This is a genomic window from uncultured Pontibacter sp. (genome assembly GCF_947502515.1).
GTDB lineage: Bacteria > Bacteroidota > Bacteroidia > Cytophagales > Hymenobacteraceae > Pontibacter.
In genome coordinates this window covers 61,567-84,293 of sequence record NZ_CANNAI010000009.1, presented here as the reverse complement: position 1 = coordinate 84,293, position 22,727 = coordinate 61,567, and the positions used below count along the sequence as shown (strand labels likewise).

General features: G+C 48.7%; 23 protein-coding genes. 7 read left to right on the top strand and 16 right to left on the bottom strand.

Features of this window, described 5'->3' with window-relative positions; genetic code table 11:
• Together Q1A54_RS18715 and Q1A54_RS18710 are read left to right on the top strand one after the other, a co-directional pair.
• Entirely contained in the window at positions 1–963 is a 963-nt protein-coding gene (locus Q1A54_RS18715) for a PstS family phosphate ABC transporter substrate-binding protein (protein WP_299991170.1), read from the top strand.
• 41 nt (positions 964–1,004) lie between these two features.
• On the top strand, positions 1,005–2,609 hold the full coding sequence (locus Q1A54_RS18710) for a tetratricopeptide repeat protein (RefSeq protein ID WP_299991166.1): 1,605 nt from the start codon (positions 1,005–1,007) through the stop codon (positions 2,607–2,609).
• 92 nt (positions 2,610–2,701) lie between these two features.
• Here Q1A54_RS18710 and Q1A54_RS18705 read toward each other — a convergent pair whose 3' ends face one another.
• The 14 genes from Q1A54_RS18705 to Q1A54_RS18640 form a co-directional block, all read right to left on the bottom strand.
• Complete coding sequence (locus Q1A54_RS18705) at positions 2,702–3,787, bottom strand: RluA family pseudouridine synthase (RefSeq protein ID WP_299991381.1); 1,086 nt, start codon at positions 3,785–3,787, stop codon at positions 2,702–2,704.
• A gap of 31 nt (positions 3,788–3,818) precedes the next feature.
• Positions 3,819–4,424 carry an OmpH family outer membrane protein gene (locus Q1A54_RS18700; protein WP_299991163.1) on the bottom strand — a complete coding sequence of 202 codons (606 nt, stop codon included), beginning with the start codon at positions 4,422–4,424 and terminating at the stop codon, positions 3,819–3,821.
• Between the two features lie 31 nt (positions 4,425–4,455).
• On the bottom strand, positions 4,456–5,118 hold the full coding sequence (locus Q1A54_RS18695; protein ID WP_299991160.1) for an OmpH family outer membrane protein: 663 nt from the start codon (positions 5,116–5,118) through the stop codon (positions 4,456–4,458).
• 9 nt (positions 5,119–5,127) lie between these two features.
• Complete coding sequence (gene bamA / locus Q1A54_RS18690) at positions 5,128–7,605, bottom strand: outer membrane protein assembly factor BamA (protein ID WP_299991157.1); 2,478 nt, start codon at positions 7,603–7,605, stop codon at positions 5,128–5,130.
• 8 nt (positions 7,606–7,613) lie between these two features.
• Positions 7,614–8,357 (bottom strand): isoprenyl transferase, encoded by a 744-nt coding sequence (locus Q1A54_RS18685; protein ID WP_007657239.1) that lies wholly within the window; start codon positions 8,355–8,357, stop codon positions 7,614–7,616.
• 60 nt (positions 8,358–8,417) lie between these two features.
• Complete coding sequence (locus tag Q1A54_RS18680) at positions 8,418–9,116, bottom strand: DUF6089 family protein (RefSeq protein ID WP_299991152.1); 699 nt, start codon at positions 9,114–9,116, stop codon at positions 8,418–8,420.
• 155 nt (positions 9,117–9,271) lie between these two features.
• A complete protein-coding gene (locus tag Q1A54_RS18675) occupies positions 9,272–10,297 on the bottom strand; it encodes a DUF6089 family protein (RefSeq protein WP_299991149.1) in 1,026 nt (341 codons plus the stop codon).
• 124 nt (positions 10,298–10,421) lie between these two features.
• Complete coding sequence (locus Q1A54_RS18670) at positions 10,422–11,309, bottom strand: NAD kinase (RefSeq protein WP_076423271.1); 888 nt, start codon at positions 11,307–11,309, stop codon at positions 10,422–10,424.
• Between the two features lie 14 nt (positions 11,310–11,323).
• Positions 11,324–12,712 carry a POTRA domain-containing protein gene (locus tag Q1A54_RS18665; RefSeq protein ID WP_299991145.1) on the bottom strand — a complete coding sequence of 463 codons (1,389 nt, stop codon included), beginning with the start codon at positions 12,710–12,712 and terminating at the stop codon, positions 11,324–11,326.
• A gap of 14 nt (positions 12,713–12,726) precedes the next feature.
• Positions 12,727–13,392, bottom strand: a complete 666-nt coding sequence (locus Q1A54_RS18660) for a CBS domain-containing protein (RefSeq protein WP_076423270.1) — start codon at positions 13,390–13,392, stop codon at positions 12,727–12,729.
• The gene (locus tag Q1A54_RS18655) at positions 13,389–14,165 is read right to left on the bottom strand and encodes an alpha/beta hydrolase (protein ID WP_299991140.1); all 777 of its coding nucleotides are present in this window, start codon (positions 14,163–14,165) and stop codon (positions 13,389–13,391) included. The genes Q1A54_RS18660 and Q1A54_RS18655 overlap by 4 nt, the downstream gene beginning before the upstream one ends.
• Before the next feature lie 43 nt (positions 14,166–14,208).
• Positions 14,209–14,781, bottom strand: coding sequence for an aminodeoxychorismate/anthranilate synthase component II (locus tag Q1A54_RS18650; protein WP_299991137.1), 573 nt, complete (start codon positions 14,779–14,781; stop codon positions 14,209–14,211).
• 5 nt (positions 14,782–14,786) lie between these two features.
• Positions 14,787–15,305 (bottom strand): CvpA family protein, encoded by a 519-nt coding sequence (locus tag Q1A54_RS18645; protein WP_299991134.1) that lies wholly within the window; start codon positions 15,303–15,305, stop codon positions 14,787–14,789.
• A gap of 105 nt (positions 15,306–15,410) precedes the next feature.
• A complete protein-coding gene (locus Q1A54_RS18640; RefSeq protein ID WP_007657258.1) occupies positions 15,411–15,872 on the bottom strand; it encodes a GatB/YqeY domain-containing protein in 462 nt (153 codons plus the stop codon).
• 166 nt (positions 15,873–16,038) lie between these two features.
• Between Q1A54_RS18640 and Q1A54_RS18635 the strand changes: the two genes are divergently transcribed.
• From Q1A54_RS18635 to Q1A54_RS18615, 5 genes are all read left to right on the top strand, one after another.
• Complete coding sequence (locus Q1A54_RS18635; protein ID WP_299991131.1) at positions 16,039–16,752, top strand: pyridoxine 5'-phosphate synthase; 714 nt, start codon at positions 16,039–16,041, stop codon at positions 16,750–16,752.
• A gap of 2 nt (positions 16,753–16,754) precedes the next feature.
• Positions 16,755–17,783 (top strand): tRNA 2-selenouridine(34) synthase MnmH, encoded by a 1,029-nt coding sequence (gene mnmH, locus Q1A54_RS18630; RefSeq protein ID WP_299991128.1) that lies wholly within the window; start codon positions 16,755–16,757, stop codon positions 17,781–17,783.
• Positions 17,784–17,787: 4 nt separating this feature from the next.
• A complete protein-coding gene (gene selD, locus Q1A54_RS18625) occupies positions 17,788–18,843 on the top strand; it encodes a selenide, water dikinase SelD (protein ID WP_299991125.1) in 1,056 nt (351 codons plus the stop codon).
• 57 nt (positions 18,844–18,900) lie between these two features.
• Entirely contained in the window at positions 18,901–19,671 is a 771-nt protein-coding gene (locus Q1A54_RS18620; protein ID WP_299991123.1) for an alpha/beta fold hydrolase, read from the top strand.
• 219 nt (positions 19,672–19,890) lie between these two features.
• Positions 19,891–20,607 (top strand): SAM-dependent methyltransferase, encoded by a 717-nt coding sequence (locus tag Q1A54_RS18615; protein WP_299991120.1) that lies wholly within the window; start codon positions 19,891–19,893, stop codon positions 20,605–20,607.
• Positions 20,608–20,613: 6 nt separating this feature from the next.
• Here the strand turns inward: Q1A54_RS18615 and Q1A54_RS18610 are convergent, their stop codons facing one another.
• Entirely contained in the window at positions 20,614–21,639 is a 1,026-nt protein-coding gene (locus Q1A54_RS18610; RefSeq protein ID WP_299991118.1) for a DUF4249 domain-containing protein, read from the bottom strand.
• Between the two features lie 32 nt (positions 21,640–21,671).
• Complete coding sequence (locus Q1A54_RS18605) at positions 21,672–22,727, bottom strand: DUF4249 domain-containing protein (protein WP_299991116.1); 1,056 nt, start codon at positions 22,725–22,727, stop codon at positions 21,672–21,674.

The following is a 22,727-nucleotide window of genomic DNA, read 5'->3' as shown; positions in this document are numbered from 1 at the left end:
ATGATTAAAGCAGCCAAAGTGGTTTTGGGGCTCGGACTAGTTGCGCTTGCAGCTTGCGGCGGTAACCCTGAAACGAAACGCGACACCTCAACGACTGGTACCATCGGCATAAGTGTAGATGAGACCTTCCAACCTATTATAGAAAGCCAGGTAAGCACATTTGAAGGTATCTACAAATACGCCAATATAAATGCGCAGTACAAGGCAGAGGGTAAGGTATTTGATGACCTGATCAATGACAGCACGCGAATCGCAATTGTATCGCGCAAAATGACTGATCAGGAGAAAGAAGTATTTGATCAGCGAAAAATTACCCCCAGGTATACCAGAATCGCCATTGATGCCGTTGCACTTATTGTTAACAACAAAAATCAGGATACCCTCCTGACCATGAGTGAACTGCGAGACATCTTTACAGGAAAGATTACCAGCTGGAAGCAGTTAAACCCAGAAAGCAGTTTGCGGGACATTGCCATTGTGTTTGACAACAACAATTCCAGTACAGCAAGGTACATGCGTGATACCCTGATGGCAGGCCAACCGTTGCCTACTACAGCCTCCGCTAGTAACTCCCACCCTGCACTGATAGACTATGTTGCAAAGAACGAGAATGCAATTGGGGTAATCGGTGTGAACTGGATTAGCGACCGCGATGATACAACTTCGCTTAATTTTCTAAACCAGGTAAAGGTAGTAGGAGTTAGTGCCGAAGATAACCCGGTAACAACAGATAGTTATTTTCAGCCGTACCAGGCTTACATTGCACAGGGGGAATATCCGCTCAGAAGGTTCTGGTATATCATTAGTACTGAGGGCCGTGCGGGTCTTGGCACAGGTTTTGCATCCTATGTAGCAAGTGACCGCGGACAACGTATTATATTAAAGTCAGGCTTGGTGCCTGCCACTATGCCAGTACGTATAGTGGGCTTTAATAATAGAGCGAGTAAATTCAGACAGGATTAACCATTACAAACAATAATAACACAACCTAAATTAAACTAACAATGACAAATAACTGGAAATATGCTTTGCTGGTAGCTGCCATGTTCCCTACAGCAGCGGCATTTGCGCAGTCTGGCGATCAGGGCCGTAAAGCGGTTGACCTGGGGCGCTATCAGGAGGCTAAGTCTATTTATAAATCTCAGTTGAACAACAAGAACGCTGACAATGCTTATTTCGGACTGGGCGATGTATACCTTCGTTCTGAGAACGTAGACTCAGCAGCCTACTACTTTAACCAAGGCTTGGCTAAAAACTCTAAGTCTGCTATCAACATGGTAGGACTTGGCAAAGTAGAAATGGCCAAAGGCAATCGTGCTGGCGCTGAGAAGCATTTTGCTGATGCTATGAAGCGTGGCAAAAAGGACTCTCACGTACTTGCCAGTATCGGTGAAGCTTATCTGATGGCTCCGGAAGCAACTGAGCAGGATTATAATAAAGCAATTGAGTACCTGAAGCAGGCAGTTGAGCGTGACAAGAATAATGCTGAGGCATATCTCCTGATGGGTGATGCTTATCTGAAGCTGGGCAATGGTGGTCAGGCTATGACTAGCTATGACAATGCTATTCGTATTAACGACAAGTCACCAAAAGCTCACTTAAGAAGAGGCCAGCTTTATACTAGCTCGCGAAACTACAATGAAGCGGAAGAAGCGTATAAGAAGGCTATTGAACTAGATCCAAACTATGCACCTGCATATAGCGATCTGGGCGAGCTTTATTACTTTGCCGGTCAGTATGACAGAGCACTGTCTACTTTCAAGCAGTTTGTAGACATGTCTGAAAACACGCCTGCAACTCGTGCTAAGTACGCCTCTTTCCTATTCCTGACAAAAGATTATGAAGGTACGCTGCGTGAAGTACAGGAAGTACTGAAAACAGAGCCTAACAACAAGACAATGAACCGTCTGTTGGCCTACTCATACCTTGAGCTTGGCAAGCCTGAAGAAGCTTTGAAGGCGATGGAAAACTACCTGAGCACGGTAGATCAGAATAGCCTGATTGCAAGCGACTACGAGTACTATGGCAGAATCCTGGCCAGAAACAACCAGCCTGCAAAAGCTGTAGAGAACCTGGAGAAAGCTATTGCATTAGAACCTACTAAACCAGAGCTTTATTACGACTTGGCTAATATGTATGCCCGTGAAAAACAGTTTGACAAAGCTGTAGAGGTTTACAACAGAAAGCAGGAGAAATTAGGAGCTTCTAATACTGACTACTTCCACCTGGGTAATGCTTACATGATGGCAGAGCAGTATGACAAGGCTGACGAGACTTATAAGAAGATCACAGACGCTAACCCTACTTATGCTTATGCACACCTGTGGAGAGCTCGTGCGCAGTCTAACCTGGACCCTGAAACAGAGCAAGGTTTAGCGAAGCCTCACTACGAAGAGTTCATTAAACTTACTAATGGTGAGAAAGAGAAGTATAAGAAGGAGTTAATCGAAGCTAATACTTACCTGGGCTATTATTTCTACCTGAAGGGTGAGCGTGAAAACGCTATCAAACACTGGACAGAGGTAAAAACACTGGACCCAACCAATACACAGGCTGAAACAGCCTTGGCTGAGATCAACAAGACTCCCTCTCAAAAAAAGAGACGTTAATCTTAACTCTTAATTAATATACAAAAAGCCCGCTCCTGTTGGAGCGGGCTTTTTGTATGTCTATACCTAATGAAAAAGGTGATCCTTATACCTTACTGATTTTCGTATAGTGACCACTTTTCGAGTGCGGCCTGAAAATCATCCGGCAGCTCAGAATTGAATTGTATAAACTCCTTTGTAGTCGGATGAATAAAGCCTAGTGACTTGGCATGCAGCGCTTGCCGGGGCATCAACTTAAAAGCGTTCTCAACGAATGTCTTATAAGAGCCGGTTGGCATGCCCTGCAATATCTTATCCCCTCCGTAGGTAGCATCTGAGAACAAAGGGTGGCCCAGGTACTTCATATGCGCTCTTATCTGGTGTGTCCGACCTGTCTCCAGGTTGCACTGCACCAGCGACACATACTTATACTTTTGCAGCACCTTATAATGGGTCACAGCATGCTTTCCAAACTCTCCGTTAGGATATACGGTCATCACTCTTCTATCCTTTACACTACGCCCTACATGACCTATTATGGTGCCTTCATCCTGTTTGGGCACACCCCACACTAATGCGTAGTAGGTGCGTTCAATTGTGTGCTTAAAAAACTGCTTTGCTAGAAAAGCCATGCTATACTCTGTTTTCGCAATCACAAGCAAGCCTGAAGTGTCTTTATCAATACGATGCACAAGACCAGGGCGCCCCTCTCCGTTGCGGGTAGTCGGCAACTGCTGCAGGTGATAGGTAAGCGCATTCACCAGTGTCCCTGACCAGTTATTAAAGCCTGGATGTACCACCATACCTGGCTTCTTATTGATGATGAGCAGCTCCTCATCTTCATACATGATGTTAATTGGAATATCCTCCGGAATGATCTCGGTATCACGAGGAGGTGTAGCCAACGTGATCGTGATCACATCCAGCGGCTTCACCTTATAGCTTACCTTTACAGGCTTTTGGTTCACCTGTACTGATTCGGAGCGTATAGCGCCCTGCAACTTATTACGGGTCACATTAGGCAGCCGATCCATCAGAAACTTATCGATGCGCAGCAGCGCCTGGCCTTTATCTACCACAATGCGGTGGTGCTCATATAATTCGTCCGAATCCTCTATACTGTCCTGCTCTTCTTCTTCAAAGTCAATCACGGTACTGGCTTTAGGTATAAACAAAAAGAAAGCCGAAGTATAGAACATCGGCTTTCCTGAACTCACAAAGGAGTATTACTTATTTTTTCTTCTTGGCTGGCGTTGTAGTAACTGGCTTAGCGGCAGCAGGCTGCTGCTGTGGCTGGGCCTGCTGTGCTGCTGGCTGCTTGTTAGGATCCACGCCCAGCTTCTTGAACACCAGGTTGTTGATGTTGCCGCTGTCAGGACCTTCCAAAATTGCCTGCTCACTCAGGATATAGAGGTAACCGTTTTCCTTCGCTACGTCTTTGATCGCGTTCTCGATCTTTACAAGTACAGGCTGAATCAGTGACTGCTCTTTCTCACGAATAGACATCTGAGCATCGTACTGGAACTTCTGGATTGACTGCTCCAGGTTCACCAGCTCACGCTCTTTGTCTTCGCGTACTACTTTGTCCATAGTGGAGGCGCCTTTCTGATAAGCCTGCAGTTTGTTGTTATACTCAGTCTCTTTAGTTGCAAACTGCTCCTGTAGTTTCTGTCCGTAAGTTTCCAACTCTTTCTGCATGGCTGTTCTTTCCGGCATCTTGCTCAGAATCTCTTCCACGTTAGCATAACCTATCTTAGTTGCCTGCTCGTTCGTCTGCGCAAAAGATGCGAAGCTGATAAAGAAAAACGCTACTACTAAAAATTTGATTTTGTTCATGATTGGATGGTTAATTTGTTATTCTTGTTGTTTAGTTGTTTGACTTCTTTTTTGTTGGAGGTGTCTTTTGCTTAGTCTGCTGCGTCTTATTCTCCTCGTTTTCTATACCTGTTTCAGGTAAACTGTTTGGATCATCTACCAGTGCATCTGTCGGCTGCTTACCCGGCACATTCTGCTTGTCGGTAGCAAGCCCTAGTTCCTCCAGCACATACTCTGTGTAATCATGCACCGGATTGGTATAGATCATGATCAGATCTCCCGACTTATCAAATACCGTCTGCAGGCCTCTTGCCTTTGCGACTTTCTCAACTGCCGTGAAAACTTCGTCCTGAATAGGTCTGATCAAATCCTGACGTCGCTTAAACATCATACCTTCAAAACCGAATACCTTGCGCTGATACTCCCGCACTTCATTCTCTTTGCGAGATATCTCAGCCTGGCGCTTCTTCTTCATTTCTTCTGTCAGAAGCACCTCCTCGGCTTTAAAGTCTTCCTTCATCTTCTCAACTGCCTGGTACATCCCTTCGATCTCCTTCTGCCAGGCCGTACTTTGCTTGTCTAGCTCCACTTGTGCTTTGGCGTATGCCGGCATCTTGCTCAGGATGAAGTTAGAATCAATATAGCCAAACTTCTGCGCCTGTGAAACAGTCGATAGGAAAAACCCGGCTAAAAAGATGAACAAAAACTTTTTCATACTAATTCATTATCGTATCTGCTGCCCGATCATGAAGTGGAACTGACCACGCTTCATCTCCGGACGTCCTGGCACATCGTCAAATCTCCAGCCGTAATCGAACCCTAACAGACCGAAGGCTGCCATGAAGATACGCACACCCACACCACCTGAGCGATAAAGCTTAAATGGATTGTAGCGGTCGTAAGAGCCAAAGCTGTTACCTGCTTCCAGGAATGTCAGGCCATAGATCGTAGCAGCCGGGTTAGGAGAGATAAGATATCTCGCCTCCATCACAAACTTATTATAAGCAACACCTCCTGTGTTGATCAACGCCTGATCCGGGTTATTGATTACTGACTCGTCATCATAACCACGCAGACCAATGTAATCAGTTCCTACAAAGATATTGGCACCACCTAAGCCGTTACCTCCTAATCTAAAACGCTCAAACGGACCAATACTTGTCTTCGAGTTATAGTTGTTCAGGAAGCCAAAGTGGGCTCGTGTGTTCAATACCAAATTCCCTGCCAAATTCATGAAGAACGATGCATCAAGCATCCATTTATTGAATTCAACATACTCAAAGTTGTTGCGCTTCTCAGAAAACAGCGAATAAGGTGGCGTTAGGTTCACACTAAGAGCAATGTTAGAACCTCTGCGTGGGAATGTTGGGTTATCTATACTTACTCGTGCCAGTGTGTTATTCAACGATATACTGTTCGATACACCATTGTTGAAGCCACCAAACAGGTTGAAGTTTTTCAGGGTATAGCGGTTATAGCTCAGAGAGTGACTCAATTGGAAGAAGTTGTCTGGCCAATTCAAAGTACGGCCTAGGCTAAGTGCAGCACCATCTACATTCAGGCGGCTATCCACATCGGCTCTTGGGTCGCGACGGATGGTCTTGAATACACTTGCTGTAAGTGAGTTTCGCTTACGACCACCTAACCACGGCTCTGTAAAGGAGAAGGAGTAGGACTGGTAGAAGCGGCCGTTAGCTTGCACGTTCAGGTTCAGACGCTGACCGTCGCCACTTGGAAGCGGTCTCCACTCCGACAGCTTCAGCAACTTACGTGTAGAGAAGTTGTTCAGGGTAAGACCTACTGTACCTACTGCGCCAATCGGGCCACCCCAACCTCCTGAAAGGCTGATCTGGTCATTCGGACGTTCTGATACAGTATAGTTAATATCTACAGTTCCTTCTTCCGGGTTCGGCATTGGGTTCAATCCGATCGTTTCCGGATCAAAGTAACCTAAGTTTGCCAATTCGTTTCGGGAGCGGATCAAGTCTTCGCGGCTGTACTTCTGACCAGGCAAGGTACGGATCTCACGAAGCACCACATGGTCACTCGTTTTTGTATTACCCGTCACTGTCACTTTGCTGATCGTCGCCTGCGGACCTTCTGACACACGCATCTCAATGTCAATTGAGTCGCCTTCCACAGTTACCTCTACCGGGTCAATGTTAAAGAACAGGTAGCCGTCATTTTGGTATAGCGCAGATACGTCTACACCCGCAGGGTTATAGTTCAGGCGCTTATCAAGCTCCTGCTTGTTGTACACATCTCCCTTGTTTATACCGAGTACACGGGTCAGGTAATCATCCTCGTACAGGTAGTTTCCGTTCCAGGTAATATTGCGGTAGTAGTAGCGGTTACCTTCATCAAGGGTGATCCGGATACCCAAACGGTCTTCACTTGTATTATACACCGTGTCTGATACGATGATGGCATCGCGATAGCCTTCTGAATTGTAGAAGTCTAGCAGGAGCTGCTTATCATTCTCGTATTCTGAGCGCTGGAATTTGGACGAGGTAAATATTTTATAGAAGCGTTTTTCTTTTGTCTTCTTCAGCTGGCGGCGCAATTTTTTGTCGGCAAATGCTTCGTTGCCTTCAAAAATGATCTCAGAGATTTTTACTTTATCACCCCTGTCAATGTTGATGTTCAGCACGACACTGTTTGGCAGCAGAGAGTCAGGTCGCTGCACAATGTTGATCTTGGCGTTAAGAAAACTTTTTTCAGCGTAGTACTTGCGGATAATGTTACGTGTTTGATTGAGCACAGCATCTGTTACCACCTTCCCTCTGATCAGGTTGATCTTCTCCCGAAGGGCATCCTGCTGCGATTTGTTGATACCATTGAACTCAAAGCGGGACAGACGCGGGCGTTCTTTCAGGTCGAAGTTCAGGAAGATCTGGTTGCCTTCGATGCGGGTTACGTATACGTCTACATCACCTAAGAGGCCCTGGTCCCACAATTTTTGAATAGCACGGCTTATGTCTTCACCTGGTACTGTGATCTCATCGCCAATCTTAAGACCCGTAATACCAGTAAGTGCAGTAGGATCCAGGAATTTAATTCCTGTAAACTCAATGCCCCCAATGCGGTACTGTTGGGGCTGACCGTAGTCAATCGTATTGCTCTGTGCTTGATTATTCAGAACTTGTGAAGAAGCTGTGCCTGTCATTAGCAGAAACACAAGCACCCAGATGCATCTTGTCATTAATATGTTCACTTTGTTAGTTGTTCACTTGTCTTGCCAAAGCGGCGTTCTCTTCTCTGGAAGGCACATATAGCTTCGTAGAGGTGCTCTTTGCGGAAATCAGGCCAGAGTAGCTCTGTAATGTAGAGCTCTGTATAGGCCAGTTGCCAAAGCAGAAAATTGCTGATACGCTGCTCCCCACTTGTACGAATCAGTAATTCAGGATCAGGTATACCCGCCGTAGAGAGATACCGCGCAACAGTGGCCTCACTTATATCAGTTGGTGCTATAGTACCATGACCCACTTCAACGGCAATTCGTTGCATGGCTTGTGCAATGTCCCAGCGACCGCTGTAGCTCAGGGCCAGTACCAGGGTCATGCGGCTGTTATCCTTTGTTATCTCGATTGCTTCAAGCAATTCTTTCTGACAGGCTTTGGGCAGGCTTTCTGTATTTCCTATTGTCTGCAGCCGGATATTGTTCTTATTCAGAGTCGCGGTCTCTTTTCTGATAGTAGAGACTAGTAGTTGCATCAATGCGGAAACCTCTGTTGCCGGCCTCGACCAGTTTTCGGTAGAAAAGGCGTACAGGGTTAGATATTCGACTCCCATCTCCGCTGCGGCCTCTACCGTTTCACGAACAGCCGTGATAGCACTCTGATGACCGAAAATTCGCAGGCCGCCACGTTTCTTTGCCCATCGTCCATTCCCGTCCATGATAACGGCAATGTGTCTTGGCAAATTGTCTAAATCTACTTGTTCCCTTAAATTCATTAAACCACAATTTCCTTGCAAGTTACAAAAAGCAAGATAATTTAATGAAATTTTAGCGGGTTAATCTAGTATTCCGGCTTTGCGTTTGTAAACAGGGGGGCAGTTGAGTCGATATAGTGTGTAGGAAAGGCTTATACCGTTATAGAAGTACATATCTTTATCGAAGGGGTTAGCATACGCCTTTGAGCTGCTTGCCCCCAGATCTGTGGCTAACAATCCAGATCCACTCTCTTGCAGATAGTCCAGGTTATCTGTAAACATAAACCGAGGGCCAAACTCCAGACCCAGATTCCAATGCTTGCTTAGCGCATATTTCACCCCTACTCCAAAAGGAATGGTAACAGCAAATTTGTTATCGAAAGGTTCCATCACATCGCCCTGGCGGGTAAGCTGATGGTTGAAATTTAGCAGTGCGGCTCCTACGAAGAAATAAGGCGATACGCGGTGCGGCTTACGAACATCTTCGTAGTAATCGAGAAAATTGTATTCTATACCTAGCGAAAACTCCAGCATACTTAGTTTCAACTCCGTGTCACGCCAATCGTGGTGAGGCAAGTTTTGCGACTCATCTTTGAATGCCTTGTCGCTAAAGATGCGATGACTACCCATAAAGGCGGCCTTAAGCGTGATGGGCGCTGAAATATCATGACGATAGAAGATCGTCATGGCAGGTTGGTTATTCAGAAAGCGGTAATTGGGTGATATCTCACCAACATAATTAGCTCCGCCTATACCGGCACCAATCTCACTGGTAGTCACAGGCTTGATCTGCTGCAGCTGAGCCTTAGCAGTATTGCATAAAAAGACGCTCCCAATTTGCAGTAGTACACAAATAAGGAGCGTCTGTCTGAATGTATTCAAAATCATGTATTTTTTACGGAGTTTAGGAAAACAACGCACTATACTCCGTTATATTATCTGAATTTAGGTCTTCTTACACGTGGATTCAAGATATAGTTCAGGCCTAAGCTTGTTTGGATGTACCAATCATTGTCAGAGCTGTTACCCCGTGTACGGTTATTGCTTGTACCATATGGACGCAGACGGCTGAAACCATTCGGCTCTGTAATCAGGTCATTTGTGAAGCCTGACTCAGCGCTTCTGTCAGAGAAGATTACAGAGGCATTACGGTTGTCTACGCGGTTGCCCTCACTTAGCAGTACGTTTTTATCTACGTGGGCTGTACTAACGTCATCCAGGTAGTCTGTAAAGGTGGCTCTCCAGCCTACCTCGAAGCTAAAGTCCCAGTTGCGGTCCAGCTTGTATCGTACGCCAAGGCCAAACGGAATAGCAACCTGCACACGGCTGTAAGGGCTGCTTACGGTACCCGGATGATCTACGAACTGACCTTCTGTGCCAAGCGGCTGCAAGGCATACCAGCCAGAAGGAATGTCTAGAGACTGTCCTGTCACAGGATCCGTCTTGCCTGCAAGGCCTGGATGTGAACCATTCTCGTAATACGCTTTCGGGTTGTGGTGCATTACTGCCACACCGATAAAACCATAAGGCACGAAGTCCGGACGGCGGCGGTAATAGTTACGGTTTTCGAAAAGGTCAATGATCGCTACAGCACTCAATTCTTTAATATCGTTGCGGAAAGACAGGTTACGTCTGTATCGGCCTAAGTTCTCCCCTTCATCAGGTCCGGCTGCCAGGGCATCATCACCCGCAATGCGGTTCCAGTTGAAAGCCACACGCGAAGAAATACGCGGGAAGTGACGGTGCGTATAATTGATCCCCACACTCGGACGAGTAGACTTAATGCGCATACTCGTAAAGTTTGGCTGAGGCACCAGGTCGCCGAAGTAGTTAGAAGCACCCAGCTGGATACCCACTGTGGAGTACTCCTTTCGCTTAGTAAAGCGCTGTGCTTCAGCCTCTATGGCCACAGTAGTAAGCACAACAGTAAGTAATAAAAACAGCGTAGTAAATCTCTTCATAGCGAACCAATTTCTTTTTAAGCGTATTTCCGCAGGCTTATAATTCATCCAAATTAAACCATTGTGACAAAAATAGAAATAATTTTCTGGTATAAAAATATGTATATTAAATATTGAATATAATTTACCTAAAAATATTTGTTCTTTTATCAAGACCCCAGTTTAACTTGCCACGCAAGGTAGTCAGGAAGTTTACGTGATGCAGTTTGACAAGTCGTGCCACAAAATTCTCTCGTCGCACCGCTATCTGAACTGACATGTCTACTGGAACGGACCTTGAGTCGAGCGAGGCCAGGTATGTGCTGCTGCGCCCTTCTACTTCAAATGAGATCACGCTCCGGTCTGACACGATCATAGGCCGCACATTCAGGTTGTGAGGGCATACGGGTGATATAACGAAATTGTTGGTCTGTGGTAATACCAACGGACCGCCACAGCTAAGCGAATAGCCCGTCGATCCGGTCGGGGTGGCCACTACCAGCCCATCGGCCCAGTAAGTGTTCAGATACTCACCATCTATATACGCATGTACAGCTATCATGGACGAGGAATCACGCTTTAGCAAACTGAATTCATTAAGCCCAAAGTTGATTCCATCAAAGATTTCCAGGTCGGAATCTACCCGGATAAGTGCCCGGTCATCGAAGGTATAGTGTCCTTTAAAAAGGGCATCCAGTGCCAGGTTGATGCTGTCGTGGGCAATGGTGGCCAGAAAGCCGAGTCGCCCCGTGTTGATACCCAGGATTGGAATCTGGAGCGCCCCCACATAGGTAACGGTGTCCAGCAGAGTGCCGTCGCCACCAAGGCTCAGCACAAAGTCTACTCCTTCCAGGCTATCGCCACGGGTGAAAGTAGGTATACCTTCCGGCAAATTGATACGGTTCTGCAGAAACAGACTGAAATGCTCCACCACCAGAATGTCGGCTTTACGGCGCTGCAGTTCGTCAAAAAGATTCTGAATAAACGGACCGTACTCTTCGTCAAAGGGTTTTCCCAGTATAGCTATCTTCATATATCTTCTTTTCGTTAAAAGGGGAAGCGGCCACTAAAGTATAGGCCGCCATTGCCTTCGCGATTCAGGGTATACTCCGCCCGAAACACAAAGTCATAAAAGGTGACCAGGTGCAGTCCCGCCCCCGCTCCTGCCAGCAGCCGGTTGGCCAGCGGGTTGCCTTTATCAAATACATCGTCGGCTACGTAACCGGCGTCAGAGAAGACGTTGGCATACAGGGTCAATGGCACCTTGTTGAACTTAGGACTCCGAATAAACTTCAGGTGCAACCCCTCGTGCTGAAAGAGCTCCCGGGTCAGTCCCTGCTTAAACAAGCCGAAGTGCTGCCCGCCAACCACCTGCAGTTCATATCCCCGCACCAGCGACCGAAAGCCGAGCGCCACATTATCAGCGTAAGCATAGCGGCGTGACAACCGGGTTTGCGCTTCACCACCCACAAAATAATAATATTTACCTGATAAATGGCGATAATCCACATACTTTGCACGCAGAGTTGTGATAGGCGTTCCGTTTCCGTTCAAAAAAAACGTCTGCGCGGCTATAGCTTCAAAATAACTACCGGTGAGCGGGTAAATAAAGGAATTGCGCAGGTTCACCACTTTCGACAGCTCCACTCGCAGATACTGCCGGTCATGACCTCCATCACTGTAGTACACCGGATTAAGCGCTAGTACAGTATCAGCCACTTGCTCCTTCACATATGTTAGTCGTATCCCTTCCTGCCGCTGTACGCTCTGCCGGTGTGTAAGGCCAGTCGTGAGCAGGGTGCGCTGAATTGGCACGCCGCTCTCCTGCACAAAAAACCGCTGCCGGTTATTCAGTGTGCGGTAATCAATGGCACGGCTCCGGTAGTCGGCTACCCCAAAGTCCATACCCAGCTTATGCGCACGGCTGACATAAGGCACCCGGTAGATAAACTCCAGCCGCTTGTTGAAACCTTGCTGCAATCTGACACGCACCTCTTCATTCCGTCCTCTGAAATTGCGCCTGATCAGGTTGATTCCATAGTCGACACGTCCCCAGTCGCGGCGCTCAAGCCAGGCGTTGAAGTTACGATCAGCCAGGTCGAAGATAGGAATCGGGTACAGGTACCAGCGCTCCTGCATGGTATAGGTCACAGACACCCGTCCTTCTAAACAGGTATAGGTATAGCCTACTTCATGAAAAAGACGCAGGTTGAACAGTCTTCTGCGATTCTCCTCAAGCTTGGCTTCTAACTCAGCTGTAGGCAGCGTATCGCCAGTAGCAATATTGAGTTCGAAGAGAAGCATGCGGCTTTTGCTGACCTCGTTGCCCTCAAAGCCAATGCTGTCGATCACTACAGAATCGGTCAGGCAGGACTGCGCTGCCAGGGCATGGCCAAACAAACTAAAACACAGCAGCAGGAAAGTGCGAATGATCACGGACTGGGACAGGGCTATATGTCCAGGTACTTGAACAGCATATCCAGACGGTCACGACCAACGTCATATTTGGATCCGTCCTGGAATTGCGCCGTCACCCGGTATTCGAATCGCTCGAGTGTGGCGATAATGCGCGTGAGATCGGTTGTATTGAGTTTAAGCGTGAGCTTGATATTGTAAGGATCTACTTCGTCTGGCGATACATAGGCGCTCAGTATCTTGACATTCTCCTCCTCTATCAGGCGGCTGATCTGTCCAAGGGAATAGTCTCGCTCCTGCATAGTAAGCACCAGTATACTGCCCTGCCCTTGCAAGGCCGACATCTGTCCGAAAGCGGCCAGGGTATCGTTGATGGTGATAATGCCCATATAGTCCTGCTCTTCGTCAAGCACAGGCACCACCTGAATCTTGTTTTTGATAGCGGCCTCCATCACATCATAGAAATGCTGGTGGTGCATCACAAACACATCCTGGTACTCAAGTTTAATCTGCTCCAGTGTCTGGCTGCGGTCAGGGAGTTCAATCAGGTTGGTTTCGGTGGCAAGCCCCATGTACTTGCGGTTGCGGGATACGGGTAGTTCGTTTACGCGGAACTCATCCATCCATCGCAAGGCCTTGTCGACGGTGTCGTAAAGCTTAAGCGGCGGTATCATTTGGTTGATGAGTTCTTCTGCGATCATGTGGCTGTTTCCCTTGCTTCTGTTTTGGCCAAAAATTTATCTAAGATACTGTTAAACCGCTCCGGATGTTCCATCATGGGAGCATGTCCGCACTTGTCTATGAAGTAAAGCTGCGAGCCCGGCATCAGCCTGTTGAACTCGTGCGCAACAAGCGGCGGGGTAATCGTATCATTCAATCCCCATATCAACAACGTAGGCACCTTTATGTTTGTGATATCCTTCGCCATATTATGCCGCTGTGCCGACTTGGCGATAGCGATTATGCGCAAGCACTTGGCATTGCTGTTAGTAATATCGAATACTTCGTCTACCAACTCTTTCGTAGCAGTTTCAGGGTTGTAGAAGGTATATTCGACACGCTCTTTAACATACTCGTAGTTGCCACGCTTCGGGAACGACCCGCCCATGGAATCCTCAAACAAACCAGAGCTGCCGGTCAGCACCAAGCGCTTCACTTTGTTAGGGTTCTTCAAGGTATAGACCAGTGCCACGTGCCCGCCCAGTGAGTTGCCCAGCAGTGTGAGGTCGCTCAGGTTCTTAAATTTAACAAAATCCTCGATGAAAGAAACCAGCCCGGGCACACCCGCTTTATGAAGCGCCATTTCATAGATAGGCATCAGCGGAATAACCACACGGTAATTTTTGGAAAAATGGTCTACCACGCCGTTCCAGTTGCTGAGGGCTCCGAATAAGCCGTGCAGCAACAGCAGCACTTCACCTTCTCCTTCGTCAATGTACTGAAATTCGCCTTCGTGTTTGATCTGTAGATCCATTCCTGAAATTCGTAAAAGTAATGTGTTGTAAAAAATCCGGCTGCTACCGACCTGCAATATTAGCAATACTAAGCCAATTTCGCAGCATATCGAGCCCATAAGTCGTGAGGGCGGCCTCTGGATGAAACTGCAGCGCATGCAGCGACAGTGTGCTGTGCCTGAAGGCCATCAGCTCCCTTTCGGCTGTATACGCAAGCGGCACAATACTGTCAGGCCAATGTTTCAAAACAAGCGAATGGTAGCGTACAACGGGCATTTTGGAGGGCAGACCGGCGAACAGCGGATCATCCTCGCAGCTGATCTCCGAGATCTTGCCGTGCATCGGTTTTATACCTTTTTCTAGCTGCGCTCCCAAAAACTCACCCAGCGCCTGATGCCCCAGGCAGATTCCCAGCATGGGCACTTTGTCATGGTAATGCCGGATCACGTCCATCATCACACCTGCCTGTTTCGGCTCTCCTGGCCCGGGTGACAACACAATGCCCTCAATCGGGAGCCCCTGTACCTCCTCCAGCTTCACATCATTGCGCAGCACGTGTACCTCCACCCCTAACTGACCAAAGTAGTCAACCAGGTTGTAGGTAAAGGAGTCAAAGTTGTCGAGCAACAGCAGCATACTGCTTAGAAATGCTCTTTCAGCGAAAGCAGCAGTGACTTTACAAAGGGCAGCGCGTAGCTCATAACGCTAAGGGCATAGGGAGTCGTTTTGACCACAAAGGGGTATACCATAGAGCTGGCTGCTGTTTCAGGCGTGATGGCTATACCTGCCATCTCCGATACGTATAGCAACAGACTCAATGCCAAAGTCCATTTTAAAGCGCCTAGCAAGCCGCCCAGTATGTTGTCAAACAAACCAAAGGGAGTAAAGTCGATCACTTTTTTGAGCAGGATACCCAACACCCTCACCCCCAGAATAATAGCCACAAAGATGACCAGGAAAGTAACGAAAGGCAGCAGACCACCTGCGTCGCCAATGTACTCTTTCATGATGGGCAGGCCGGAATCAAGCAGTTTGAGGCCAAGCAGGATGCCCAGTACAAGCGCAAAAAGCGAAATCAGTTCGAGCAAAAGACCTTTGCGGAAGCCCATAAAGGCGCCGAACAGAATAGGTATAGCCAGAAAAATATCGAAGGTACTCACGGGATAAAAAATTAAAGGCAGAAGCGAACACCTGTCGCCCCTGCCTTCAAATATAATGTAATTGCTGCAGTCGCCCTAGTGTGCGGGCCGCAAAAAATCCAGCTGCTAGAAATCTGTGTTGTTAAGCAAATCGCCTACTGCTTTGGAAATTGCGCGACCATCGGCCTGTCCGGCCAATTCGCGGGAAGCGACACCCATCACTTTGCCGAGGTCAGACGGGCCGGTTGCGCCTACTCGCTGTATAATGTCCAGCAAGCGAATGCGCAGGTCACCCTCATCCAGCTGCTTTGGCATATACTCTTCTATTACGGCGAGCTCGGCCAACTCGACCTGCTCCAGGTCGGGACGCTGCTGCTGGGCGTATACCTCAGCTGACTCGCGGCGCTGCTTGGCGGCTTTGGTGAGCAGTTTCAGCTCAGTATCCTCACTTAAACCATCGGTACCGCCCTTTTCGGTTTCAGCCAGCAGGATTTGGGATTTGATGCTGCGAAGCGCCTGTAGGCGGGCTTTGTCTTTGGCCAACATCGCCTGCTTGATATCGGCTTCAATGCGTTGTTTTAAACTCATAGTTTTATCGTTGATTGATTGTTTACAGCAAGTGATGCACCTCCTGCCTATACTTTATACACTACTACGGCCAAAGCCATAGGTTATCATCTTAAGCAAATTTCCACTAATTTAGTCTTTCCGTAAGCATACGTATCACCAGCCTGCGGGCTACAACTCACATACCATGACCAAACTCAGTGTAAATATAAACAAAATAGCCACACTGCGGAACGCCCGCGGCGGCGACAGACCAAACGTAGTGCAGACCGCTAAAGACTGCGAGCGATTCGGAGCCGAAGGCATCACCGTGCACCCACGTCCCGACGAGCGTCACATCCGCTACCGCGACGTGTATGATCTGAAAGAGGTAGTGACCACCGAGTTTAACATTGAAGGCAACCCGACTCCTGATTTTCTGAAACTGGTAAAAGATGTGCGCCCTGCACAGGCGACACTCGTGCCGGATGCACCTGACGCCATCACTTCCAACGCCGGCTGGGACACTCTCACGCACAAAGACTTCCTGACGGATGTGATCGGTGAGTTGAAGGAGCTAGGTATACGCACTTCTATTTTCGTGGACCCGGATGTACGCATGATCGAAGGCGCCTCTTTGGTAGGCACTGATCGGGTTGAGTTATACACGGAAGCCTATGCCAAAGGCTACCCGACTAGCCCTGAAGAAGCGATACGGTCATACCTGGTAGCGGCCCGGAGAGCGCAGGATTTCGGCATCGGCCTCAACGCCGGCCACGACCTTGACCTTGATAATCTGAAGTACCTAAAGGACACTCTGCCTGGCCTGTTAGAAGTAAGCATCGGGCATGCGCTCATCTGTGACGCGCTATACTTCGGGCTGGAGAACACCATCCAACTATACCTGCGTCAACTCAAGTAGCCGTGATCAACAGCATCACCATAGAAGACTTTCTGCAGAAAGCGAAGCAGTTGCCCGTGCTGGATGCCCGCGCCCCCAAAGAGTATGCGATAGGACGCATACCACAGGCATTGAGCTTCCCTATTTTTTCGGATGAAGAGCGGGCCAAGGTAGGTACTGCTTACAAACAACAGGGGCATGACCCGGCTGTGCTGATCGGCCTCGACCTGTTTGGCCCCAAGATGTCAAAGTTTGTAAGGGAGGCTGAAAAGCTGGCGCCAAGCAAAGAGGTACTCGTACATTGCTGGCGCGGCGGTATGCGCAGTGGCGCCATGGCCTGGCTCCTCGACTTTGCCGGGTTCCAGGTATACCTGTTGCAGGGCGGCTACAAGGCTTACCGCCACTACATGCACAAGCAGTTTGAGCGTGAGCGTCTATTGCTTATTATCAGCGGGAATACCGGAAGCGGTAAAACCGACCTGCTCCCCTACCTGCAACAGCAGGGTCAACAGGTCATTGACCTTGAAGGGCTGGCTAGTCACAAAGGCTCTTCTTTTGGGAGCATCGGCATGGCGCCTCAGCCTAGTACCGAGCACTTTGAGAATCTGCTGGGTATGGCCATGCTCGAGCTGTATGAACAGCAACCACTGTGGCTGGAAGATGAGAGCATCAGCATCGGTAAAGTACAGATGCCCAAGCCGCTCTTTGATCGTATGCAGCAGTCGCCTACTATTGTGCTCGAAGTACCCAAGACATTGCGTATACAAAAGCTGGCCGAAGAGTACTGCCGTACTGATCCAGCCCTGTTAGAGTCTGCCATTCTCAGAATAAAAAAACGCCTGGGAGGGATGGCCACGAAAGAGGCGATTGAAGCCATCTCGACTGGCGACATGGAGAAAATGGTCGACATCGCCCTCACCTATTATGACAAAGCCTATACCTACGAACTAGCCAAAAAGCAGGAGGTGCTGCGGCTGCCCCTGGAAACTTTGCACCCGGAAGAGAACGCCCAGCGCCTGATTAAATTTGCAAAACAGCATCAGCTGATCTAATACCATGGAAGAAACTAGCATACAAGACATAAAGCTTACCCAGTACAGCCACGGTGCTGGCTGCGGCTGCAAAATATCCCCTAAAGTGCTCGATAAGATCCTGCACACCAACATCCACTACCCCGAAAACGACAAGCTACTGGTTGGGAACAGCTCCCGCGACGATGCCGCCGTGTACGACATTGGCAATGGCCGCGCCGTCATCAGCACCACCGACTTTTTCATGCCGATCGTGGATGACGCCTATGATTTTGGCCGTATCGCCTCTGCTAACGCTATTTCGGATGTATACGCCATGGGCGGTATACCTACCATGGCTATTGCCGTACTGGGCTGGCCGATTGACAAACTAGCCCCTGAGGTAGCCAAGCGTGTGATCGAAGGTAGCCGCAGCATCTGTCACGAAGCAGGTATACCGTTGGCAGGCGGTCACAGCATCGACAGCCCCGAGCCGATCTTTGGCCTGGCCGTAACCGGTATGCTTGATATCCCGAACCTGAAGCGAAACGATACCGCCACTGCCGGTTGTGAGCTATACCTGACCAAGCCGCTCGGTGTAGGTATACTGACTACTGCTCAAAAGAAAGCCATCCTGAAACCAGAGCACGCGCACCTGGCACCGCAGCAGATGATGCAGCTCAACAAGATCGGCGCCGACCTGGGACAGCTGCCGCTGGTAAAAGCCATGACTGATGTAACCGGGTTTGGTCTGCTGGGCCACCTCTCCGAAATGTGTGAAGGCAGTAACCTAACAGCCGAAGTGTTCTTCGACAAGGTACCTGTTATAGCGGAGGCTTTGGAATACCTGGCGCAGAAGGCTATACCTGGTGGTACGCACCGCAACTTCGACAGCTACGGGCACAAAATAGCCGAACTCACCCCAGACCAAAAGCATTTGCTCTGCGACCCACAGACCAGCGGAGGACTATTAGTTGCTGTAGCCCCGGGCGGACGCGAAGAAGTACTGCAGGTGTTTGAGAAGTATGGCTTGCAACTTAAGCCGCTCGGTATGCTGAAAGAGCGCGGCAGCGAAGAGAAGCTGATTCGGATTGTATCATAATCTATTCCCTCCTTCTACCGTAAGCTAAAAACTGACATTGACTGATAACTGAGAAAAATGAAACTACACTACAAGGAAATGGGCCATGGGCAGCCGCTGTTGATTTTGCACGGACTGTTTGGCACATTGGATAACTGGGCAACCCTTGCCAAGCGACTGGCTGAGCACTACAACGTGTTTATGGTAGACCTGCGCAACCACGGTCGTTCCCCTCACAGTGAACAGCATGACTATGACGCTATGGCCGAAGACGTGCTGCGCCTCGTTGACGACCTCCAAATATCTACTCCGGCCATCATGGGACACTCCATGGGCGGCAAAGTGGCGATGAACTATGCGCTGAAATACCCAACCCGCCTCACCAAGCTGATCGTAGTGGATATCGCTCCGAAGGCTTACCCGCCGCACCACGACGAGATCATCGATGCGCTACAGTCAGTAGATATTAGCAACGTAACCAGCCGTGGCGATGTGGACAAGCAGCTGGCTAAAACGATATCGCAGGAGGAGGTACGGCTGTTCCTGATGAAGAACCTCTACCGCAAAGAAGATAACACCTTTGGCTGGCGCATGAACCTCGACGCGATCGAAAAGAACTACGAGAAGATAGCGGCTCCTATTACATCGGATACACCTTTCAAGAAAAACACGCTTTTCATCAAAGGTGGGCGCTCACGCTACATTCTGCCAGAGGATATTTATGGCAGCATTGAGCATCTGTTTACGCTCGTGGAAGTGGAGACTATCCCGAATGCCGGCCACTGGGTGCACGCTGAAGCACCGGATGAGGTATACGATTTAGTAACAAGATTTCTGGATACGGACTAAGCATCAGGATTTTCAGGATAAAGTATTTCTTTCTGAAGCCCCTCACCTGTGTGACGACATCCAGCTGAAACGAGCAGAATATCGCGCATGCAGTTAATCTTAAGAACAAAGCCGCGGCCTAAAACTGCGGCTTTGTTATAGGGTATAGCCATCGACAGGTATAGCCACCTATCAATGTAACAGCTCAGCCAATTCACAATTAAACCATACCTTTGCCTCATGAAGAAGACCGGTACATTATACCTGATCCCGACCATTCTGGCTGATGACACAGCTGATCAGGTGATATCGCCTCAGGTAAAAGAAACTGTGGGCCGCCTGACTTATTTCATTGTCGAGAACCTGCGCACTGCCCGTCGCTATGTTAAAAGTATTTGCCCGGAGCTGGTGATCGAGCAACTCAACTTTGTACAGGTTGATAAGGATGCTACTCCAGCGCAGGTACAGGCTTCTTTGAAGCCGCTGCTGGAGCAAGGTATGGATGCGGGCATTATTTCAGAAGCAGGCTGCCCAGGTATAGCAGACCCTGGGGCCGAGGTTGCGAAGTATGCGCATCAGAAAGGTATACGGGTAGTGCCTTTTGCCGGACCTTCAGCCATTCTGCTCAGTTTAATGGCCAGTGGATTCAATGGGCAGCGCTTTGCCTTCCACGGCTACTTGCCTATTGATAAAGGGCCACGATTGCAGGCATTGCGCAACCTGGAGAAGGAAATGCTGCAGCGCGACCAGACGCAGATCTTTATGGAGACGCCTTACCGTAACAACAAGTTACTCGAAGACCTGGTACAGACCCTCAGCGGTGGTACCCGCCTCTGCATTGCAGCCAATATCACCTCACCCGAGCACGAGTTTATCCAAACCAAAACCATCGCCGAATGGAAAGGTAAGTTACCGGACATACACAAGCAGCCGGCGGTGTTTCTGATTTATAAGTAAGAGACTTTACCATCCTGCCGGCTGCACATTAGTAGCACCGGGCAGTTCGCGGCAATCGTCAGGATGTATGAAGATGCCAACCGGATAGGGTATATCATCGGCTCTGATGTCTACTTCCTGCATTACTACGCCCGACACATCAAAAAAGCCCAACACCTGCTCTCCCTGATCACTTGTACTGCGCATATTTCCCTTGATCTCTGCAGGGGGCGGGTCAAACACAGTGCCGGTACTTTCTTTCTGCTGCCCCATAATACGGTAAAACTCATAGGCATCGGCAGTGATGGCATGCTGGTATACCTTCATTTTATACCTGGTTTGCAGGTATTTTTCAAAAGGAATGAACAATACTTCTTTGTTGATCACCTGCTGTCCATTGGTCAGGCGGTCGTCCGACACGGTAAAGGTCTCCTCTTTCTCCTGAATCCAGCAGCGGGCGCAGCAGTCTTTTGGCGCTGGGTCGCCCATGTCGTTCAGGAAGTCCCAGGGTTGGGTGAGAATCTCATACTGCCGGGCAAAAGACCAGCGGTAGTAATTTCGCACCTGAACCGGGTCCTGAAAGTCCATTAGTACCTGGTAGCCCATGTGTCTTTTTCTTTCCCTGTCTCCCTGCAAGGCAAAACTCCGCTCGTTTATGGCAAAATGCACCTGGCTTATTGGTACAGGCTCCTTCAATGTAATCGCCTCTGACCGGTAAGACTTATCTCCTACATTTATTTGCAAGGTATAGGTATGGCCAGATATACCGAAGGTGGTCTCAACATCTATCGGATAGTAATAACCGGCCTGGTCATAGCTGAAGTAAAACTGCTCGCCTTCCTGGCTTGTAATTACTACCGAAGCTTTCTCCTCAAATTTATTGTATGGGTAATTGTAAGGTAGCGCATAAGTAAGCCGCACATAATTGATGCCCGCCATGTTCGTAAAGCTGCTTTCTACCACCAGGTGCTCCTGCTGATCATCGTGCCTGAAATCAATGGGATCAATGCACGCTGTTAGCAGTGCAAGTACAATCAGATACCAATACTTCATTCTACTCTCGAAGACTTTATTTGAATTCATACTTACCAGCCCTCAGGTTGTTCCCTGGTTGCCCCGGGAAGGGTTAAACAGTCGTCCCACCATCTAAAAGGTATAACAGGATAATCTATATCTGACCGCAATATGGTTACCTCCTTCATACTAACTCCAGAAACATCGAAAAAGCCGATCACCTGCTCCTCCGCGTTTTCTACATTAAACATATTCCCCTTTACCTTCGCCGGAGGCGGATCGAAAATAGTACCTTTCGCCTCCTTTTGCTGCTCCATGATATGGAAAAAGTTGTAGGCATCCTGTGTAACAGAGTACTGATATACTTTCAGTTTATGCTTAATGCCCAAGTACCTTTCAAAAGGTAAAAAGAGCACTTCTTGGTTAATTACCCGACGCCCGTTCACCAGCCGGTCGTTCACCACCTTGAATCTATCGAGTTTTTCTTCCAGGAAGCAGCGGGCACAACATTCCTTAGGTACATGTGCACCTGAGGGGGTTCTGTATTCTTCAGGCTGGGTATTGACTTCGAAGCGGCTGAAAAATGTCCACCGAAGGAAATTCGCGTCTTCACCCGGATCATGATAGTCTACTAATACCTTATAACCAGGCCACTTCTTCCGCTCCTGGTAACCCTTGAAGGAAAAAACCTGTTCATCCACCTCAAAATGTATGGAGTCTATGGGAAGGGGAGCTTTTACAGTTGCAGGAGTAGACTGGTAGGTTCTGCCATTTGCCACCACATGCAGCGTATAGGTATGCCCTACTACCGCAGCCGCCTCCATCGGAAACTCAGGATAATAGTTGCCCGCAGTGTTAAAGTAGAAGTCACCGCCATCGCCTCCGTACACGAAATTGTAACGCTCACCCTCGCTGCTTGTCACGTACACCTCTGCATCGGTTACAAACTCGTTGTAGGGGTAGTCATAAGGCTGGGCATAGCTCAGTCGCACGTAGTTCAGCTCCGGTATGTTAGTAAAGCTGCCTTCTACCGCCAGGTGCTTCTGCTGCTTCATCTTTCCCATGTTGATCGGGTCGATGCAGCCAACAGCCAGCAGGAGCAACAAAGGGATTATCCGTTTCAGCAT